The 19,545-nt window shown below is 32.3% G+C and carries 21 protein-coding genes; 12 read left to right on the forward strand and 9 right to left on the reverse strand.

All coding sequences use genetic code 11. The features are described from left to right. Nucleotides 1-241 precede the first annotated feature (241 nt). From A8975_RS05760 to A8975_RS05770, 3 genes are all read left to right on the forward strand, one after another. Complete coding sequence (locus tag A8975_RS05760; RefSeq protein ID WP_134199017.1) at nucleotides 242-616, forward strand: helix-turn-helix transcriptional regulator; 375 nt, start codon at nucleotides 242-244, stop codon at nucleotides 614-616. An 80-nt stretch (nucleotides 617-696) separates the two neighbouring features. Next, nucleotides 697-1,083: a hypothetical protein gene (locus tag A8975_RS05765; RefSeq protein WP_134199019.1), complete on the forward strand. Its 387-nt coding sequence runs from the start codon at nucleotides 697-699 to the stop codon at nucleotides 1,081-1,083. A 3-nt stretch (nucleotides 1,084-1,086) separates the two neighbouring features. Then, nucleotides 1,087-1,878, forward strand: a complete 792-nt coding sequence (locus A8975_RS05770; RefSeq protein WP_129760133.1) for a TerC family protein — start codon at nucleotides 1,087-1,089, stop codon at nucleotides 1,876-1,878. Between the two features lie 24 nt (nucleotides 1,879-1,902). Here A8975_RS05770 and A8975_RS05775 read toward each other — a convergent pair whose 3' ends face one another. The 7 genes from A8975_RS05775 to A8975_RS05805 form a co-directional block, all read right to left on the reverse strand. Next, a complete protein-coding gene (locus tag A8975_RS05775) occupies nucleotides 1,903-4,587 on the reverse strand; it encodes a DNA gyrase/topoisomerase IV subunit A (protein WP_134199021.1) in 2,685 nt (894 codons plus the stop codon). A 3-nt stretch (nucleotides 4,588-4,590) separates the two neighbouring features. After that, nucleotides 4,591-5,040, reverse strand: coding sequence for a hypothetical protein (locus A8975_RS05780; RefSeq protein WP_238155786.1), 450 nt, complete (start codon nucleotides 5,038-5,040; stop codon nucleotides 4,591-4,593). A 26-nt stretch (nucleotides 5,041-5,066) separates the two neighbouring features. Then, nucleotides 5,067-6,926, reverse strand: coding sequence for a DNA topoisomerase IV subunit B (locus A8975_RS05785; protein ID WP_134199023.1), 1,860 nt, complete (start codon nucleotides 6,924-6,926; stop codon nucleotides 5,067-5,069). A gap of 150 nt (nucleotides 6,927-7,076) precedes the next feature. Beyond that, entirely contained in the window at nucleotides 7,077-7,538 is a 462-nt protein-coding gene (locus A8975_RS05790; RefSeq protein WP_131506794.1) for an SRPBCC family protein, read from the reverse strand. Nucleotides 7,539-7,629: 91 nt separating this feature from the next. Beyond that, nucleotides 7,630-8,724 (reverse strand): redox-regulated ATPase YchF, encoded by a 1,095-nt coding sequence (ychF, locus tag A8975_RS05795; protein WP_131506796.1) that lies wholly within the window; start codon nucleotides 8,722-8,724, stop codon nucleotides 7,630-7,632. 164 nt (nucleotides 8,725-8,888) lie between these two features. Beyond that, complete coding sequence (locus A8975_RS05800; protein ID WP_134199025.1) at nucleotides 8,889-9,407, reverse strand: DUF3124 domain-containing protein; 519 nt, start codon at nucleotides 9,405-9,407, stop codon at nucleotides 8,889-8,891. A 91-nt stretch (nucleotides 9,408-9,498) separates the two neighbouring features. After that, nucleotides 9,499-9,852, reverse strand: a complete 354-nt coding sequence (locus A8975_RS05805; protein ID WP_129760141.1) for a 4Fe-4S dicluster domain-containing protein — start codon at nucleotides 9,850-9,852, stop codon at nucleotides 9,499-9,501. Between the two features lie 119 nt (nucleotides 9,853-9,971). Between A8975_RS05805 and A8975_RS05810 the strand changes: the two genes are divergently transcribed. The 9 genes from A8975_RS05810 to A8975_RS05850 all read left to right on the forward strand — a co-directional run bounded on the left by A8975_RS05810 (nucleotide 9,972) and on the right by A8975_RS05850 (nucleotide 18,419). Then, nucleotides 9,972-11,030, forward strand: coding sequence for an acyl-CoA reductase (locus A8975_RS05810; protein ID WP_134199027.1), 1,059 nt, complete (start codon nucleotides 9,972-9,974; stop codon nucleotides 11,028-11,030). Between the two features lie 81 nt (nucleotides 11,031-11,111). Continuing rightward, nucleotides 11,112-12,173, forward strand: coding sequence for a 3-phosphoserine/phosphohydroxythreonine transaminase (gene serC / locus A8975_RS05815; RefSeq protein ID WP_129760143.1), 1,062 nt, complete (start codon nucleotides 11,112-11,114; stop codon nucleotides 12,171-12,173). Nucleotides 12,174-12,304: 131 nt separating this feature from the next. Further along, on the forward strand, nucleotides 12,305-13,255 hold the full coding sequence (locus A8975_RS05820) for a D-2-hydroxyacid dehydrogenase (protein WP_129760144.1): 951 nt from the start codon (nucleotides 12,305-12,307) through the stop codon (nucleotides 13,253-13,255). Nucleotides 13,256-13,356: 101 nt separating this feature from the next. Further along, the gene (locus tag A8975_RS05825) at nucleotides 13,357-13,998 is read left to right on the forward strand and encodes a DUF937 domain-containing protein (protein WP_129760145.1); all 642 of its coding nucleotides are present in this window, start codon (nucleotides 13,357-13,359) and stop codon (nucleotides 13,996-13,998) included. A 122-nt stretch (nucleotides 13,999-14,120) separates the two neighbouring features. Next, a complete protein-coding gene (locus A8975_RS05830) occupies nucleotides 14,121-14,552 on the forward strand; it encodes a DUF6146 family protein (RefSeq protein ID WP_131506804.1) in 432 nt (143 codons plus the stop codon). Between the two features lie 26 nt (nucleotides 14,553-14,578). Next, on the forward strand, nucleotides 14,579-15,067 hold the full coding sequence (locus A8975_RS05835; protein WP_131506806.1) for a DUF6787 family protein: 489 nt from the start codon (nucleotides 14,579-14,581) through the stop codon (nucleotides 15,065-15,067). Beyond that, the gene (locus tag A8975_RS05840; protein WP_131506807.1) at nucleotides 15,067-15,399 is read left to right on the forward strand and encodes a hypothetical protein; all 333 of its coding nucleotides are present in this window, start codon (nucleotides 15,067-15,069) and stop codon (nucleotides 15,397-15,399) included. The genes A8975_RS05835 and A8975_RS05840 overlap by 1 nt, the downstream gene beginning before the upstream one ends. Nucleotides 15,400-15,436: 37 nt before the next feature. Continuing rightward, complete coding sequence (locus A8975_RS05845; protein WP_134199029.1) at nucleotides 15,437-17,833, forward strand: TonB-dependent receptor; 2,397 nt, start codon at nucleotides 15,437-15,439, stop codon at nucleotides 17,831-17,833. Between the two features lie 13 nt (nucleotides 17,834-17,846). Continuing rightward, nucleotides 17,847-18,419, forward strand: a complete 573-nt coding sequence (locus A8975_RS05850; RefSeq protein WP_134199031.1) for a type 1 periplasmic binding fold superfamily protein — start codon at nucleotides 17,847-17,849, stop codon at nucleotides 18,417-18,419. Nucleotides 18,420-18,471: 52 nt separating this feature from the next. Here the strand turns inward: A8975_RS05850 and A8975_RS05855 are convergent, their stop codons facing one another. Both A8975_RS05855 and folE read right to left on the reverse strand, forming a co-directional pair. Further along, complete coding sequence (locus A8975_RS05855; RefSeq protein ID WP_129760150.1) at nucleotides 18,472-18,747, reverse strand: hypothetical protein; 276 nt, start codon at nucleotides 18,745-18,747, stop codon at nucleotides 18,472-18,474. A gap of 56 nt (nucleotides 18,748-18,803) precedes the next feature. Continuing rightward, complete coding sequence (folE, locus tag A8975_RS05860) at nucleotides 18,804-19,400, reverse strand: GTP cyclohydrolase I FolE (protein WP_131506811.1); 597 nt, start codon at nucleotides 19,398-19,400, stop codon at nucleotides 18,804-18,806. Between the last annotated feature and the right edge of the window lie 145 nt (nucleotides 19,401-19,545).

Below are 19,545 nucleotides of genomic sequence, written 5' to 3' on the forward strand. Positions count from 1 at the left end.
TGATGAAATAAATACACTTGTAAACAGAAAATTTAATTTTTAAACTGGGAACAGTTTATTCAACCATCTTATTTTTAACATTTATATATTTATTTATTTAAATTATTATTTATCAGTCATTTAATACACTTCAATTAAAGTTATAATATATATAAAATTATTAAATATGAAACAATAATAATCTACATATCATATTATTTGTTACATTTGTAACACCAAATCTTAAATTTGTGTGTTTACAATGATAAACAACGAAGAATTCATTATCCGACTACAAAAAGTCATCGATTTTTATGGTGAAAGTGCATCGTCTTTTGCAGAAAAAATTGGTGTGCAACGCTCTAGTATTTCGCATATACTTTCAGGACGAAATAAGCCTAGTTTAGATTTTGTTTTGAAAGTGCTACACTCCTATCCCGAAGTTGAATTGTATTGGTTAATGAATGGTAAGGGAGAATTTCCTGCTACCGAAAAGCAAAAAATTGTTCAACCCGAAATTAAAACTATTGAAACAATAACCCAATCACCTTCTCCTACTTCAAATTCATCTGAAAAGAAAATAAATAGAATTGTAATTTTTTATGACGATGGTACTTTTGAAGATTTTGTTAAATAGTTTTACTCACATTCTTTTTATAATAGCAACAAATAAATTGGTAGGTTTCTTTTCGTAATTTTGTATTACAATTAACTTTTATGAGACTACTTATTTGTATTTGCTTTTTAGCCTTGTTTTCGAGCTGTTTTCAAACTGAACGTAATTGTAGTGATTACAAAACAGGAACTTTTGAATTTTCTTATCTCGACAATGGTGTAGAGAAAACTGCAAAATTTACCAGAACGGAAGATTATAGTATTGATTTTATTGAAGGAAAAGCTGATTCGTCTTCTGTACGATGGATAAATGACTGCGAGTTTATTTTAAAAAAACTACACCCTAAGTCTACACAAGAAGCAAAAGCTATACACATGAAAATTCTAAATACAACTGACAATTCATATACGTTTGAATACACCTATGCTGTAAAAGAGCAAAATAGACCTAATCGCGTTGAAAAAGGAGTTGCCACTAAAATCGATTAAAAAATGTTAGAGTTTTTACTTACACCAGATGCTATAATGGCATTGTTAACATTGACATTCCTTGAAATCATCTTAGGAATAGATAATATCGTTTTCATATCTATTGCTGCCAACAAGCTACCTGAACACCAACGTAGCAAAGCCACAAACATTGGTTTACTACTAGCCATGTTACAACGTATTATTTTGTTGTTTTTCGTTTCCTTTTTAATTGGACTTAAAGAGCCTTTTTATACGATAGATAACTCTTGGCTACATGTTGGTATTAGTTGGCAAGCTATTATTTTATTTGCTGGTGGACTTTTTCTTATCTATAAAAGCACTTCTGAAATTAGAGAAAAAGTTGAAACCCCAAGCCATGATGAAAACAATGTAAAACACAAAAAAATCACCTCGTTATCGCAAGCCATTACTCAAATTTTGATTATTGACTTTATCTTTTCTGTAGACTCTATTTTAACTGCAGTAGGAATGACCAATGGTTTACACCCAAACCACAATTACGCTTTAGTGCTTATGATTATTGCTGTAGTTATTTCAATAATAATCATGATAGGTTTTGCAAACCCAATTAGAAAATTTATAGACACTCATCCAAGTATGCAAATATTAGGATTAGCGTTTCTAATACTTATTGGTTTTATGCTTATTACTGAAGCTGCGCATTTATCTCACACTTCTGTTTTTGGACAAACTGTTGGAGCTATACCAAAAGGATATTTGTACTTTGCTATAGCATTTTCACTGTTTGTAGAATTTTTAAACTACAGAGTTACAAAAAACAAGAACAAGTAAATTTTGTTCTTAGCTAATTAAAGCTTAAAACAGTGTAATTTGTCCTTCTTCATCAGTTTCAAAATTGTTGTCGTCATTATTAGTTGAACTGTTTGATGAATTCGACTCTGGCTTATTGTCGCTTGATGCCTTAGGAGCATTGTCATCATTACTAACTTCAGTTTCGTCAACAACCTCTATATCATCAGCAGGCACTTCCTCTGGAGCTTCATAAGGCAATGGTTCAAGTAAGCTTACTTGGTTTACTTTATCTTTTGTTAGTTGATTCCCTAAAGCTGTAATTCCTTTAATAGCTATGAACTCTTCAAGATTGATTTCTAAATTAGGTTTACGGTCTTTACCTCTTTCTTTGGTGAATTCAATTTCGGCAATAGGTTTCCAATCGGTTGAAACAATTTCTAAACGAGACTCAGGATGTTCCGAGATAAAAACTTCTTCCTTTCCTTCATTCTCAATTAAAAAACGCTTGACATAGTACAACTCTTTTTCGCCATTATAATATATAGCTGAAATAGGCTTTTTAGGCACCCATTTTTCCATGACAATCATATCGTCATCAAAATGCGTGGTAATTTCAGGAATAATAGTCTTTACTATACCAGATTGAGTTATGATTAAAATACGGTCTTCTCCTCTAAACTCACCAACCAGCTCTCCTCTACCATCAACATTTAATCGTTGTACTGTATCATCAAACCAAATTTTTCTTGGTTTTAAAGTCGAAACTCCTTTTTCTTTAAGCTCAATGCGTTTTACAGAGTATTTAGTAACTAAATTTCCTTTAGAAGCTCGACCTTTTATAAGTACATCGGCAAAATCCAAATCCCATTTTAGTTTTTTGATACTTCCTACTTGACGTAACAAAACGGTTACCACCTCTGCTTCACCATTAGGATTAGCAGAGAAATAATACACTAAAGAACTCTTCGAGCCATTAGTTAAATCGTACTCTCTATCTCGAGTTATTGAAGTTACGGCAAAACGTTTTACATACGTTGGACCTCCTTTTCCATCTCTATAAATCATATTATAGATGGTACGCTTGTCTTTTTTCTTAAATACAGCTACGTGAATGATATCTTTACCTATAAATGTTTTTGAATCCACTTTGGTAACCATCATTTTACCTTCTCGTGTAAACACTATAATGTCATCAATATCACTACAATCACACACATATTCATCTCTTTTAAGCGAAGTACCTACAAAACCTTCTTCTCTATTCACATAAAGTTTTGTGTTTCTAATTACAACTTTTGTAGCATCAACATCATCAAACACACGAATTTCAGTCATTCGCTCCTTACCTTCACCATAGTCTTTTTTCAATCGCTCAAAATAAGCAATAGCATAGTCGATAAGGTTATCTAAATGGTGTTTTACTTCAGCGATTTGTTCTTCAAGAGCATCAATTTTTTGTTGTGCTTTTTCAATATCAAATTTTGAAATACGCTTAATTCGTATTTCGGTTAATCTAACAATATCGTCTTCAGTAATTGCGCGTTTTAGATGTTTAATATGTGGCTGAAGTCCTTTATCTATAGCTTTTATAACACCTTCCCAAGTTTCTTCTTCTTCAATATCACGATAAATTCTGTTTTCAATGAAAATACGCTCTAAAGATGCAAAATGCCACTGCTCTTCAAACTCTCCTAGCTTTATTTCTAATTCACTTTTTAAAAGCTGAACAGTATTGTCTGTAGAACGACGTAGCATTTCAGAAACACCAATAAACAATGGCTTGTTATCTTCAATAACACAACCTAATGGAGAAATTGAGGTCTCGCAATTGGTAAATGCATAAAGTGCATCAATGGTTTTATCAGGCGAAATTCCGTTAGGTAAATGCACAAGTATTTCTACTTCTGCTGCAGTATTGTCTTCAATCTTTTTAATCTTGATTTTTCCTTTTTCATTCGCCTTAAGGATAGAATCAATTAATGAAGAGGTGTTAGTACCAAAAGGAATTTCGGTAATTACTAAAGTATTTTTATCTAACTGAGAAATTTTTGCTCTAACACGAACTTTACCTCCTCTGTTTCCATCATTATAGTTCGTAAAATCAGCGATTCCTGCAGTAGGGAAATCTGGATATATTGTAAAGCGCTTTCCTTTTAAGTGTTTAACAGAAGCGTCTATTAACTCAATAAAGTTGTGCGGTAAAATTTTAGTTGACAGTCCAACTGCAATACCTTCTCCACCTTGAGCTAATAATAACGGAAACATTACCGGAAGATTTACAGGCTCTTTACGACGACCGTCATAACTAGCTTGCCACTCAGTAATTTTTGGGTTATACACCACATCTAAAGCAAATTTAGATAAGCGTGCTTCAATATAACGCGATGCTGCAGCACTATCTCCTGTAAGAATATTTCCCCAGTTTCCTTGGGTATCAATGAGTAAATCTTTTTGACCAATTTGTACCATGGCATCAGCAATACTTGCATCTCCATGAGGATGGTACTGCATAGTATGACCAACTATATTAGCCACTTTGTTATAACGACCATCATCTAAGTCTTTCATAGAGTGCATAATACGTCGTTGAACTGGTTTAAAACCATCTTCAATTGCTGGTACAGCACGTTCTAGAATTACATACGATGCGTAATCCAAAAACCAGTCTTTATACATACCAGTAACTCTGGTAATTGTTTCCTGATTATCGTCATGTTCATTCAACAAATCGTCTTTTTCTTCGCTCATTAATTAGTGTTGTTTTCGGTTTAGTTTAATCATTTTACTCAATGACTGTCTTATATACTTGCGCTTTTTTTTAGAAACCAAAGTTACATTAAAACGTTCTTTTTTTGTGTGTCCTCTTCTATCTTTAATATAAAGTATTAAGCCTTTATAAATTATAAAATTCACAAACTTATATCCTGTGAGATTTTCTTTTTCAAACTCTACAGTATGCTCACGATAGTTAAAATGATCTGAAAGCAATAAACCTTTATTAGACACTACTACTTTAAGTCCATCACTATCATACTCAAAATATTTAGAAATACTATGCACCACAAAGAACAAAAACGCAAAACTTAAAGCTATAATAACAAACGTAAGTAACGGATTGCTAGTTAAATCCTTGAATGCGCTAAAAACGGTTGCAAAAAATATGGCAAGCACTATCAGTATAAAATATACCGATATTATCACATTTCTAACTTTTGAGTTGTTGGTTCTCATACACTCTCCTCAACGATATCTAACTCAACTTTAAGGTTATTAATGATAAATTCTTGTCTGTCTGGTGTGTTTTTACCCATGTAAAACGACAGTAATTCTTCAATAGACATGTCTTTGTCTAACATTACAGGATCTAAACGAATATCTTCGCCAATAAAGTGTTTAAACTCATCTGGTGAAATCTCACCAAGACCTTTAAATCGTGTGATTTCTGGTTTTGGTTTTAATTCTTCTATAGCATTTAGACGCTCTTCGTCTGTATAGCAATAAATGGTTTTTTTCTTATTACGAACCCTAAACAAAGGTGTTTGTAATATATATAAATGACCTTCTTTTATAACTTCTGGGAAAAATTGCAGGAAAAACGTAATCAACAACAATCTAATATGCATACCATCAACATCGGCATCAGTAGCGATAACCACATTGTTATAACGTAAGTCTTCTAATGACTCTTCAATATTTAAGGCTGCTTGTAATAGGTTGAACTCTTCGTTTTCGTATACAATTTTCTTACTTAGTCCGTAGCAGTTTAAAGGTTTTCCTTTTAAGCTGAAAACCGCTTGAGTATTCACGTCTCTAGACTTTGTAATACTTCCCGATGCAGAATCTCCCTCAGTAATAAATAAGGTAGTTTCTAAGTTTCTTTCGTTTTTAGTATCACCAAAATGAACACGACAGTCTCTTAATTTTTTATTATGAAGACTTGCCTTTTTAGCTCTGTCTTTTGCAAGTTTTCTAATTCCTGACAATTCTTTACGCTCACGTTCTGCCTGTAAAATTTTACGTTGAATTTTCTCAGCAGTATCAGGGTTTTTATGTAAAAAGTTGTCTAAGTATGTTTTTATAAAGTCATTTACATAAGTTCTTACAGTGGGCAAATCGCCTCCCATATCAGTTGAACCTAATTTTGTTTTCGTTTGACTTTCAAAAACAGGCTCCATTACTTTTATTGAAATAGCAGCAACTATAGATTTTCTAACATCAGAAGCTTCATAGTTTTTACCGTAAAATTCACGAATGGTCTTCACTAAAGCTTCTCTAAAAGCCGCTAAGTGCGTACCTCCTTGAGTGGTATTTTGTCCGTTAACAAAAGAATGATATTGCTCGCTATACTGCGTTTTACTGTGAGTTAAAGCTATTTCAATATCATCTCCTTTTAGATGCACAATTGGATATAGCACATCAGTCTCACTAATGTTTTCAGACAGTAAATCTTTAAGACCATTTTCACTATAATACTTTTCTCCATTAAAGACAATGGTTAATCCAGGATTTAAGTACACATAGTTTTTGAGCATTTTTTCTACATACTCATTTCTATACTTATAGTTTTTAAATATGGTTTCGTCAGGAATAAAAGATACTTTGGTTCCTTTTCGTCTTGATGTATCGTCTAAAGTTTCTTGGTTTGTAAGATTTCCTTGTTCAAACTCTGCTGAAGCTGATTTTCCATCACGTGTAGATTCTACTCTAAAATAGTTTGATAATGCATTTACAGCTTTTGTACCAACACCATTAAGTCCTACCGATTTTTTAAACGCTCTAGAATCGTACTTACCACCTGTATTCATTTTAGACACAACATCTACAACTTTACCAAGCGGAATACCACGTCCGTAATCGCGAACTATAACCTTGTTTCCTTGTATGGAAATTTCAATGGTTTTTCCTGCTCCCATGACATACTCGTCAATAGAGTTATCTAATACTTCTTTTAAAAGAATGTAAATACCATCGTCTGGAGATGAGCCATCACCAAGTTTACCAATATACATTCCTGGACGCATTCTAATATGTTCTTTCCAGTCGAGTGAGCGTATATTATCTTCGGTATAATTGGTTTGTTCTGACATAGAATTGAGTGAATTTAGTGATAGGATGCTAATATAATATATCACTTTAAAAAATGAAATACACAACCCATAAAGTAATTAACAATAAAAAAGCCTATGTCGTTGATAACGTAGGCTAAGAGGTTAAAAATTTGCTAATGAGGAGCAAATCTATTTTTTAGCTGAATCTTCAATAGCTGATTTTAAATATTCAACCCTACTTTTAAGTAAACTTTTGGCATAATTTCTCATAATTACCTTCTTAGTCATTTTTCCTAAAAATCCATAAGGCAATTCAAAACTAAGAACATTTACAAGTAACGTTTTTTCTCCGTAAGCTTTAAAGTGAAATTCATTACGAAAGGACTCAAAAATACCTTCAACCATTTCTTCTACAAAATAATTAGGTGCTTCAAGTTCTGAAATTTTCAATGTTAAATGTTGAAGAAACCCAAAATGCTCTTCTTCCCAACTCACCCATTCACCTAATTCTAATATTCCTGAAGTTTTACCAGATACAGCTCTTAATGAGGCTCTGTCTAGGGATTGTTCATGAATAGCTACATCTCGAGCTAAATCAAAGCACAATTTTATATTCGCATTGATTAAAGTTTCTGTTTTTATAGAGGGCATATGTTTAGCTAACTTATTACATCACAAGACTTAGTCTTTGCTTTTAAAGTTTAGACACAACATATTAACAAAGTCACATAAAAAAATAACATTATACATTAAATAGGAAATGCATAACATCACCATCTTTTACAATGTAGTTTTTACCTTCAACTCGCATCTTTCCTGCTTCTTTAACTTTTGCTTCGCTACCATAGCTTGTGTAATCACTGTAAGCGATTACTTCAGCACGAATGAAACCTTTTTCAAAATCGGTATGAATTACTCCTGCAGCTTGTGGTGCAGTTGCTCCAATATTTACTGTCCATGCTCTAACCTCTTTAACACCAGCAGTAAAATACGTTTGAAGACTCAATAGCTTATAAGCAGCTCTAATTAATTTTGATGAACCAGGTTCTTCTAGACCTATGTCTTGTAAAAACATTTGGCGTTCTTCATAATCATCTAGCTCATTAATATCTGCCTCAGTACCTACAGCTAACACCAATACTTCGGCATTTTCATCTTTTACAGCTTCTCTTACTTGTTCAACATAAGCATTACCTGAAACAGCAGAACCTTCATCAACATTACAAACATACATTACTGGTTTATCTGTTATAAATTGTAGCGGCTTAACGAATTCTAAATAATCATCTTCAGAAACTTCAACAGCTCTCACAGAAACTCCAGACTCTAAGCCTGCTTTTATCTTACTTAAAACTTCTTCTTCTTTTTGTGCTTCTTTGTTTCCTGTTTTTGCAGCACGCTTAACCTTGTCAAGTTTCTTTTCAACGGTTTCTAAATCTTTTAGCTGAAGTTCCATATCAATGGTTTCCTTATCCCTTATAGGGTTTACATTTCCATCAACATGTACAATATTATCATTATCAAAGCAACGTAACACATGTAGAATTGCATCAGTTTCTCTAATGTTTGCTAAAAATTGATTTCCTAAACCTTCACCTTTACTTGCTCCTTTAACTAAACCTGCAATATCAACAATCTCAACAGTTGCAGGAATAACACGCTCAGGTTTTACTAATTCTTCAAGTTTTTCGAGTCTTGGGTCTGGTACATTTACCACTCCTACGTTAGGCTCGATAGTACAAAACGGAAAGTTTGCACTTTGCGCTTTAGCATTAGACAAACAATTGAACAACGTTGATTTACCTACGTTTGGCAATCCTACAATTCCTGCTTTCATAGTTTATTTGGCAATTAAATTTAATATATAAAACCAAGTGTTTGGTTTAGCGTGTGCAAAGGTAGATAAATAGACAAAACCAACAACAAAATAATAACACTAAATAAAAAGGAAGTTAAATCAATTTACAAGCACTAGTTTTAATTCAATACTCCATAAAATTTTTAACGAATACGCTTACCTTGTGTACTAAACGACAAGCCTTGTTGTCCCATAGTAGAAATCATTATAGCTTCAAATAAGGGTTCAGGAGCATTGTTTGGCGTTACCCAATCAAAAACAAAATTACCTCCTGTACCTCCACTTCTATCAGATTCTTTTATTACAATCTCCAATGTTTCCAACGGTTTTAAAAACACAGGAAAATCAATATGTTTTTTTACTAAATCACCATGAGTATCATACAAATCTGCCGCTTTAAGATAAATAGTATCTGTTCTACTCACATTTCGCATGCTTATTGTAGCTGTAAGATTATGTGTTCTATGTTCGGTTAAACTATAAATCTGCGAGTAGACTGACAAGTAAGTACTTCCACTATTTTTTAATAATGAATCATTTACCGTTGTTGCTTTTCTTTCGTTCCAATTTACCGACTGAGGCAAATCATCAACATTATTTTGTGTTTCATTACACGAAAACAAAAAAAGAACCAAAACACAAATTACACTTATATAACGCATTATATTTTTTTTACTAAAATAAGATATAGCTAACAAAAAACCCCAAGTTAAACTTGAGGTTTTTTAAATTTTAATACTTAAAAATGTTTTTTTAATCCTCAGGATGCATAAATGCTTGTTTTCCTAACAACTCTTCATCTGTTTCAACATGGTCGTCATCAGGCACACAGCAATCCACAGGACATACTGCTGCGCATTGCGGCTCTTCATGAAACCCTTTACACTCAGTACACTTATCAGGAACTATATAATAAATTTCATCACTAATAGGTTCTTGTGCCTCATCGGCATCTACTTGCTTTCCGTTTGGTAACACTACCGAACCAGATAAACTAGTTCCATCATTATATCTCCAATCGTCAGCACCTTCATAAATTGCTGTATTTGGGCATTCTGGTTCACAAGCACCACAGTTTATGCATTCGTCTGTTATAATTATTGCCATAGGTTGTTCTTGGTTTTTTGAATTTTATTTAATCCATAAAATAAAACTCAGGTTCACTTTCATTTTTCTAACTTTGCACAACAAAAATAAAGCCAAAACAATTCATAACCAAACTAAGAATGAATTTAGAACAAAGAATTAATGCATTCGTAAAATTAGGCGAGTTTTTAAGTCAATTTACTACAGAAGGTTACTCAAAAAAAGACACTATTCCTCACAACGAATTATTTTTTGATGGCTTTAAACATCAAATTAAAATTTCCGAAGAGCAAAATGGTTGGTTTACTGAAAGTAATGTTTTATTTGCTTTAGAAGGCTGGAGCAAATCACTTGAAATAGAAAACATTAAAGAATGGATTAAGAACTATAACTTTAATACGGTAAATCCTAAAAAAATAGCCATTATAATGGCAGGAAATATTCCTTTAGTTGGCTTTCATGATTTTTTATCTGTTCTAATGTCTGGTCATGACGTATTGGTTAAGCAATCATCAAACGATAAGAGTTTACTTCCTTTTTTAGCTAAATATATAGAGTATGTTGAACCTGGTTTTAAAGGTAAAATTAGTTTTACAGAAGAAAAACTAAACAATTTTGACGCTGTAATAGCTACAGGAAGTGATAATACCGCACGCTATTTTGAATATTACTTTAAAGACAAACCTTCTATAATTAGAAAAAATAGAAATTCGGTTGCTATACTCACAGGAAATGAAACTGAAGAACAACTAGATAGTTTATCTGAAGATATTTTTAGATACTATGGCTTAGGCTGTAGGAGTGTTTCTAAGTTATTTGTACCAAAAGGTTATGATTTTGATAAGTTCTTTAAGGCAATGTATAAATGGAACCCTATTATCAATCAAGCTAAATACGCTAACAATTACGACTACAACAAAGCAGTATATTTAATGAGTGAATTTGATATGCTTGAGAACGGGTTTTTAATGATTAAAGAAGATAAAAGCTACGCTTCGCCAATAGCAACTGTATTTTATGAATATTATGATAGTATTGACACACTTAAAGAAACACTAACTGAAGATTCTGACAAAATTCAATGTATAGTTTCCAATGGTATTTTTGCATCTGAAATTGCTTTTGGCAACACTCAAAAACCAAATCTTTGGGATTATGCAGATAATGTAGATACCATTGAATTTTTGTTAAAAATATAGTTGATAAATTATAGATTATTTAACGACTTTTTTAATAGAATTTACCACCTTTGTCAAGACTACATTTAAACATTTACAAGAATGAAAAGACACAATTTTAGCGCAGGACCTTGCGTATTACCAAGAGAAGTTATTGAAAAATCTGCTCAAGCAGTTTTAGATTACGACAACGGTTTATCGCTAATAGAAATATCCCATCGTAGTAAAGCGTTTGTAGACGTTATGGAAAACGCCAGAGCTTTAGCTCTTGAACTTTTAGGTCTAGAAGGTAAAGGCTACAAGGCATTATTTCTTCAAGGTGGAGCAAGTACTCAGTTTTTAATGGTTGCGCTTAACATGTTAGAAAAAAGAGCTGGTTACCTTAATACAGGTACTTGGAGTGCTAAAGCCATTAAAGAAGCTCAAATTTATGACGATATTTACGAAGTAGCGTCTTCTAAAGATGCTAACTATAACTATATCCCGAAAGGATATGATATCCCAACTGATTACGATTATTTTCACTGTACATCAAACAACACCATTTTTGGAACACAGATAAAAGAATTTCCTGATTGTCCTATTCCTATGGTATGTGACATGAGTAGTGATATTTTTTCTCGTCAACTAGATTTTTCAAAGTTCGACATTATATATGCAGGAGCTCAAAAAAATATGGGTCCAGCAGGTACTACTCTAGTTGTTGTTAAAGAAGATGTACTAGGAAAAGTATCTCGTAAAATCCCTTCAATGATGGATTATAAAGTGCATATTGATAAAAGTAGTATGTTTAATACACCTCCTGTTTTTGCAGTATACACATCAATGCTTACTCTAGAATGGTTAAAAAACCTAGGAGGTATTGAAGCTATTGAAAAAGAAAACGAGAAAAAAGCACAGTTAATTTATTCTGAAATTGACCTAAACCCACTCTTTAAAGGATTCGCTACAAAAGCAGACCGTTCAAATATGAATGCTACGTTTACTCTTGAAAACGAAGACCTTAAAGAAACATTTGATACTATGGTAAAAGATGCAGGAATTAATGGTTTAAATGGTCATAGAAGTGTTGGTGGCTACAGAGCTTCAATGTATAATGCACTTCCGTTAGAAAGTGTTGCTGTACTTGTTGAAGTTATGAGCGAATTAGAACGAAAAGCATAATTCAAAAATCAGTAAACCAGTTGCAGTATGCAGTTGGTTTTACTCAAATTATAAAAAATAATTAACCCTAAAAGTTTAAGCTAATTGTTTCACAGCTTTTAGTCCATAACTTTTAACTTTTAACTTAAATAATGAAAGTATTAGCAAACGATGGTGTTTCTCAAAGTGGTATTGATGCTTTAGAAAATGCAGGTTTTGAAGTAAACACTACAACAGTTGCTCAAGAGCAATTGGCAAATTATTTAAACGACAATCAAATAGATGTACTTTTAGTGCGTAGTGCAACTAAAGTTAGAAAAGACATTATCGACAATTGTCCAAATTTAAAAATCATTGGTCGTGGTGGTGTTGGTATGGATAATATTGATGTTGACTATGCTCGCAGCAAAGGCATTCACGTTATAAACACACCAGCAGCTTCTTCTCATTCGGTTGCTGAACTTGTTTTTGCTCACCTATTAGGTCTTTCAAGATTTTTACATCAATCTAATAGAGATATGCCTTTAGAAGGTGATAGTAATTTTAAAGGTCTTAAGAAAAACTATTCTAAAGGAACTGAATTAAAAGGAAAAACAATAGGTGTAATTGGTTTTGGTAGAATAGGACAAGCTACAGCAAAAGTAGCTTTAGGACTTGGTATGAAAGTACTTGCATTTGACCCTTTTATTGAAAAAACCGATTTAGAGTTAGAGTTTTTTGATGGTCAAAAATTAAGTTTTGAAATCAAAACCATTTCAAAAGAAGACGTTTTAAAACAATCAGATTTTATTACACTTCATGTACCTGCTCAAAAAGACTACGTTATTGACAAAGCCGAGTTTGACACTATGAAAGATGGTGTAATTTTAGCTAATGCTGCTCGTGGTGGTGTCATTAATGAAGTTGCCTTGGTAGAAGCCATTACATCAGGTAAAGTTGCAAGTGCTGCTTTAGATGTTTTTGAAAAAGAACCTAAACCAGAAATTCAATTATTAATGAATCCTTCGTTATCGCTTACACCTCATACAGGAGCTGCAACAAACGAAGCACAAGATAGAATTGGAACCGAACTAGCCACTCAAATTATAGAGTTGCTAAAATAATAATGTGACCAAATCATTAAAAGTGAGTCCTAATTAATACAATTAGGACTTTTTTTGTAAATTGTATAGTCATTTTATTAACCAAATAACAATTAAAAATCATGTCAGGTATACTAGACTTATTAAACAGCGACCTAGGAAAAACTATCATTAGTGGAGTTTCTGGGCAAACCAATCAACCAGAAGACAAAACAAGTAGTGTATTAACAATGGCTTTGCCTGTTTTAATGCAAGCTATGAAACGTAATGCTTCTACTCCTCAAGGAGCTGAAGGATTATTAGGCGCATTAAACAACTCTAAACACGATGGAAGTATCTTAGATAATCTTGGTGGATTATTTAGTGGTGGTGTTGACTCTAGTGTGCTAGACGATGGAAGCAAAATTTTAGGACATGTACTTGGAAACAAGCAACAAAATGTAACTAATACCTTAGGAGCTAAATCTGGTATGGATGCTGCTTCTGTAGCACAAATACTTAAAGTAGCTGCTCCTATTTTAATGGGTGTTTTAGGTAAAGAAAGTAGACAAAGTAATGTATCTAGTCAATCAGGACTTGAAGGACTTTTAGGAGGTTTAATTAAAGGAAACTCTCCACAACAAGAACAAAGTTTTTTAGAATCTATACTTGATGCTGATGGCGACGGAAGTGTAATTGATGATGTTGCAGGAATGGTTCTTGGAGGAAACAAAAAGAAAAGTGGATTAGGAGGACTTCTAGGAGGTTTATTTGGAAACAAATAAATTTTTCTAAATCATAAATACTAAAAGCCAAACGAAATGTTTGGCTTTTTTGTAGTGTTAAATGAGTTAAAAACCAATAATTTAAGGCATAATTTTTGTACCTTTAACAGAAACGTTTAGCTATGAAAGCCTTTGTTTACACAATATTGTTAGCCCTTTTTGTCTTTAGTTGCAATAGCACAAAAACTGTTACTGAAAATTCTACTCCTAAAACAATTTCAGAAGAAGATACAGTTAGAATAACTAATGATGAACTAGAGTATGAAATCATTATTATTGAACCAGGTTTTAATACTTGGTTACAAAGTGTTGCTAGACCTGAAGGCTACTACTCTCAAGATTTTTTAGAAAACAGAAACTTACAATACGTTATAGCTTGGAACCAACGTGTTATGCAGCCTCAACAATTCAATCCAGATCTTTACGCTATGCAAATTGACTATCAAAATGGAATTGATTATGGCTATGAGGTAAATTATAAACTGTACAACTACTTTATCTATTTTCAACTCACTTACAAACAAAAATTAGCAGGCTTTGTTCCTAGAATTTAAACTATATTTGCATAGCAAAAATTGCTATGAAAAAATTTAAAGAAAACTGGGAAATACAACATAATTGGCAACTACTCTTTCCAATTATAGCTATAGTTGCTTTACTCTACTCTTCCTATAAACTTTCATCTTTGTTTATAGATACAGTTTGGTTAATAGTATTAGTGAGTGTCCCTGTTTTTTATGCCTTGCTTAAGTTCTTTTTATTTCTTTTTAAAAAACTGGAAAAGAAATGGATATTACAATACAAGTGGGAAATGATTAGGGTTTTTATTGTATTTGCTATAACTGGATCAACTTCGGCATATATAGGCAAGCCTATTTTTTCATTGCTTGGAATTACTAAAGAAAACTTAAACCCTATAGTTTATTGGGTTTTATTTATTATTATTGGGCTCATTTTTTACCAACTGCTTTTGGTGTTTTTTGGATGGCTCTTTGGTCAGTTCAATTTCTTTTGGGAATTTGAAAAAAAGATGCTTCGTAGGTTTGGTTTAAAACGGTTTATTGATTGATGCAGCAAACAAAACGACATATTTTTATAAAATTATCAGCACTTTTATTAGTGCTTGGGTTGTTTGCACCTGAAGCTGAAAAGTTTGCACACGCATTCAATCATCATAAGCATGAAGTTTGTCATGGAGAAAGTGAAACTCACCTTCATACACTAGATGTAGATTGTAGTTTTTATAAATTTAAGCTTAATAATTCTTACACTCTTCCTGAGTTTAATTTCGAAATCCCAGAAATAAGAGACAACCACGAAATAATAGTATCTCAATACTTCTTTTTAAGTGATTATCAACGCTTACATTTTTCCTTAAGAGGGCCTCCTTTGTTTGTTTAGAACTTCATTTTCTATTATTACAAACAAAACAATTACAATGAAAAAAATATTTTTTGGCTTATTTATAGCTTTAAGTTGCTATACATATGGTCAAGATTGCAATTACACTTTTTTAGGAGAAGTTAAGGATTTCCATGATAAATCTTCCATCCCTTCTGCAACTATCTATATAAACGAACAAGACAAGTATATAGTTTCAGATTTTGATGGAAAGTTTAAAATAGAAAACCTATGCTCTGGTACAATAACATTAACTATTTCTCATATAGGTTGTGAAACAAAAACAGTTTCATATCAAGTTAATAATGATGTGTTTAAAGAAATTTATTTAGAACACCATTTAGAAGAGTTAACTGAAGTTGTTGTGAATTCTAATCTTAAAACAGAAAACACTAGCATAGAGCAATCTCTTAATAAAGAAATCATTGAAAATTACACCGACAAATCTCTTGGTGATGCACTAAACTCTTTAAGTGGAGTTTCGTCTTTAAATACTGGAAACACTATTGTAAAACCAATGATTCATGGTTTACACAGTAGCAGACTACTAATTATCAATAATAATGTACGTTTATTTGACCAAGAATGGGGAGACGAACATGCACCAAATATTGATATTAACTCCAGCAACAAAATAGAAGTTGTTAAAGGCGCAAACACCTTAAAATATGGTAGTGATGCCGTTGGTGGATTAATTTTAGTAAAGCCTAAAAAATATTCTCCTGTAGATAGTTTATTTGGAAGCACAATACTATCATTAAACTCAAATGGTCGTGGAGGTAATATCAATACCGAACTCGTAAAAACGTTTAAATCGGGTTATTATGCTAAGCTACAATCTAGTTATAAGCAGTTTGGAGATTTTAAAGCACCTGATTACTATTTAACAAATAGTGGACTTAAAAATTTCAACGCTTCTTTAACAGCTGGTTACAATAGCTTTGAAAAAGGTTTTGATGCTTATTACAGTGTAGTAAGCAATGAAATAGCTATTCTACAATCGTCACACATTGGTAATGTAAACGATTTGGTTACAGCTATTAACAGTAAAGAACCTAGAGTTATTGAAGATTTTTCTTATGATATAGATTATCCAAAGCAAGAAATTTTACATCATTTAGGAAAAATTGAAGCTTACAAACGTTTTAAGGGTTTAGGGAAACTATCTGTTCAATATGATTTACAAATTAATAGACGTAAAGAGTTTGATTTAAGAAGAGGTGATTTAGCTAACACACCAGTTATTGATCTTAGATTATTTACAAACGCTTTACAATCTAATTTGCATATTGATTATATAGATGACCTTAAAATTGACACAGGTATCATGGTGCGTTATCAACAAAACGATGCTATCTCTGGTACTGGAGCAAGTCCTTTAATTCCCGATTTTGACAAATACGATGCAAGTATTTATGCTATAGGAAACTATGACGTAAGTGATACTGCTGAATTAAGTGCAGGAATACGTTATGATTACTCGAGGATAGAAGCCACAAAATGGTATAATATTTCTGACTGGGAAGACAATAACTATGATGAGTTATTCCCTCAGTTTGAATCAAACACAACTGACAATTCTCAAATATTGACTTATCCTGAGTTTTCATACCATAACATATCTGCTAATCTTGGGTATTCAAAACAATTTAATAACGATATGTCAATATATCTTAATTACGGATTAGCAACAAGAGTTCCTAATCCGTCAGAATTGTTTAGTGACGGTTTACACCATAGTGCAGCAAGAATAGAAACAGGTTTGCTAACACTAAATAAAGAAGTTGCCCATAAATTTGTGGCTTCTTTTGAACGTAATAATGAAAATTTCGGATTTTCAATTAGTCCGTATTACAAGTATATAAATGATTATATACAACTCATTCCTGTTGGAATTACCACCACAATAAGAGGTGCTTTTCCTGTTTGGGAATACAATCAAATTAACGCGCAAATATTTGGTGTTGATATAGATGTAAATAAGAAAATTAGCAACTCATTTAATTATAACGGAAGCATAAGCCTATTAAAAGGTGACAACAAATCCGATGACATTCCTTTAATACTTATGCCTGCTACTAATTTTTCAAACAGAATATCTTACTATAACGAAGACCTAAACCAGTTAACTATAGGTTTAAGTCACAAAACTGTATTACAACAAAACAGATATCCTGATTACAATTTTTACACCTTCAACCCTATTTCGCAAGAAGATGTGTATGTAGATATTAGCTCTACGCCATCTGCCTATTCCCTATTTGGTTTTAACAGTTCAATGAACTTTAAAGCGTTTAAAAAAGGGAACTTAAAACTAGAATTTAATATAGAAAACCTATTTAACACATCTTACAGAGAACATCTTAACAGACTAAGGTACTTTGCTGATGAATTGGGTAGGAACTTCAATTTAAAAATTAAAATAAATTACTAAAACAACAAAAATCATGAAAAATTTAAAATCTATTAAAACAATAAAACTCTTAGCTTTATTCTTTGTTTCAAGTTTAGCACTTGTAAGCTGTTCAAGTGACGATGATGGCGATCACGATGACCACGACCATGAGGAAGAATTAATCACTACTGTAACTTACACTTTAAGTGATGGTACAAACGTAGTTACATTAACTTTTCAAGATTTAGATGGTGAAGGTGGTGAAGACGGAACTACTACTGTTTCTGGTCCTTTAGCAGCAAGCACAACTTACACAGGTACATTACAACTTTTAAATGAAACCGAAAGTCCTGCTGATAACATTACTTTAGAAGTTGAAGAAGAAGGCGATGAACACGAGTTTTTCTTTTCTTCAACAATTAATGACATCACTATTACTAAAGATGACATGGATGTAAACAACAACCCAATTGGAATTGAGTCTACATTAACTACAGGAGCTGCTGGTACAGGATCTTTAACTATCATCTTAAAGCATGAGCCAACAAAACCTAACGATGGAACAGCTGCTGCTGCTGGAGGAAGTACTGATGTAGAGGTTACTTTCCCTATAACAGTTCAATAAATTAAGCCTTGTAATACAGTTATAAAAAAAGCGTTCATTTAGAACGCTTTTTTTATTTAATTTCTATAACTGTTTCTTTCTCTTTACTGAATACATAGGTATAAAACCACATAATTGTAAAAGTTGGTATAATATCTAGTCCTGGTATAATCTCTTCTATAAAAGATATAACACCAGCAACCTTACCTTTGTTTCCACTATACATTTTAGCCATCAAAACCCCTGAAAGTGGTGCCCAAATAATATCTATAATGGTAATAAAACCAATAGCATCAAAAAGAATACTTAATGCTAGTTTTTTGTATTTGCTTAATCCTTCTAAATTCATAATTTATAATGTGTTGTTATACTTTATATTATAACAAGAAACATACCAAAATAGTATTATGACAATTTTTCGCTTATGAGCTTTAAAAACTCATTTCGCGTTTCAATTTTTTCAAATTGACCTCTAAACCCTGATGTAGTTGTTACAGAGTTTTGCTTTTGCACACCACGCATCATCATACACATATGAGAGGCTTCAATTACAACAGCTACTCCTTGTGGTTTTAAAGTATCGTTAATACAGTCTAATATTTGCTCTGTTAAGCGCTCTTGTACTTGTAATCGTCGTGCAAAAACATCTACAATTCTTGGTATTTTGCTAAGCCCTACAATTTGTCCGTTTGGTATATAGGCAATATGCGCTTTTCCAAAAAATGGTAACATGTGGTGTTCGCATAACGAGTAAAGCTCAATGTCTTTTACGATTACCATTTCGTTGTAAGATTCTTTAAACATTGCACTTTTAAGAATCTCCGCTGCATCTTGATGATAGCCTTGTGTTAAAAATTTCATCGCTTTTGAAGCGCGCTCAGGCGTTTTGAGCAAACCTTCTCTTTCCACATCTTCACCTATATCTTTAATTATGTCTTTAAAGCGATTTTTAGTGTCGTCTGTGATATTAATATTATACTCTTCAAATTTGTTATAAGGCATATTCAATTTTTTTTTTTGATACATAAAAATACGTAAAATTCAATTGAAACCCTAGTAGCACAAAAAGCTCATTTAACTTTTATTTAAGAGAAAAAACGGTTTCAACTAATAGATTTGTATCACTAACTGTAACAAATTAAATTAA

This window comes from Meridianimaribacter flavus (assembly GCF_004366715.1).
GTDB classification, from domain to species: Bacteria; Bacteroidota; Bacteroidia; order Flavobacteriales; family Flavobacteriaceae; genus Gaetbulibacter_B; species Gaetbulibacter_B jejuensis.

Coding starts and splice junctions, on each gene's coding strand:
- A8975_RS05760 (WP_134199017.1), top strand. CDS start 242: ATGATAAACAACGAAGAATTCATTATCCGACTACAAAAAGTCATCGAT.
- A8975_RS05765 (WP_134199019.1), top strand. CDS start 697: ATGAGACTACTTATTTGTATTTGCTTTTTAGCCTTGTTTTCGAGCTGT.
- A8975_RS05770 (WP_129760133.1), top strand. CDS start 1,087: ATGTTAGAGTTTTTACTTACACCAGATGCTATAATGGCATTGTTAACA.
- A8975_RS05775 (WP_134199021.1), bottom strand. CDS start 4,587: ATGAGCGAAGAAAAAGACGATTTGTTGAATGAACATGACGATAATCAG.
- A8975_RS05785 (WP_134199023.1), bottom strand. CDS start 6,926: ATGTCAGAACAAACCAATTATACCGAAGATAATATACGCTCACTCGAC.
- A8975_RS05790 (WP_131506794.1), bottom strand. CDS start 7,538: ATGCCCTCTATAAAAACAGAAACTTTAATCAATGCGAATATAAAATTG.
- ychF (WP_131506796.1), bottom strand. CDS start 8,724: ATGAAAGCAGGAATTGTAGGATTGCCAAACGTAGGTAAATCAACGTTG.
- A8975_RS05800 (WP_134199025.1), bottom strand. CDS start 9,407: ATGCGTTATATAAGTGTAATTTGTGTTTTGGTTCTTTTTTTGTTTTCG.
- A8975_RS05805 (WP_129760141.1), bottom strand. CDS start 9,852: ATGGCAATAATTATAACAGACGAATGCATAAACTGTGGTGCTTGTGAA.
- A8975_RS05810 (WP_134199027.1), top strand. CDS start 9,972: ATGAATTTAGAACAAAGAATTAATGCATTCGTAAAATTAGGCGAGTTT.
- serC (WP_129760143.1), top strand. CDS start 11,112: ATGAAAAGACACAATTTTAGCGCAGGACCTTGCGTATTACCAAGAGAA.
- A8975_RS05820 (WP_129760144.1), top strand. CDS start 12,305: ATGAAAGTATTAGCAAACGATGGTGTTTCTCAAAGTGGTATTGATGCT.
- A8975_RS05825 (WP_129760145.1), top strand. CDS start 13,357: ATGTCAGGTATACTAGACTTATTAAACAGCGACCTAGGAAAAACTATC.
- A8975_RS05830 (WP_131506804.1), top strand. CDS start 14,121: ATGAAAGCCTTTGTTTACACAATATTGTTAGCCCTTTTTGTCTTTAGT.
- A8975_RS05835 (WP_131506806.1), top strand. CDS start 14,579: ATGAAAAAATTTAAAGAAAACTGGGAAATACAACATAATTGGCAACTA.
- A8975_RS05840 (WP_131506807.1), top strand. CDS start 15,067: ATGCAGCAAACAAAACGACATATTTTTATAAAATTATCAGCACTTTTA.
- A8975_RS05845 (WP_134199029.1), top strand. CDS start 15,437: ATGAAAAAAATATTTTTTGGCTTATTTATAGCTTTAAGTTGCTATACA.
- A8975_RS05850 (WP_134199031.1), top strand. CDS start 17,847: ATGAAAAATTTAAAATCTATTAAAACAATAAAACTCTTAGCTTTATTC.
- A8975_RS05855 (WP_129760150.1), bottom strand. CDS start 18,747: ATGAATTTAGAAGGATTAAGCAAATACAAAAAACTAGCATTAAGTATT.
- folE (WP_131506811.1), bottom strand. CDS start 19,400: ATGCCTTATAACAAATTTGAAGAGTATAATATTAATATCACAGACGAC.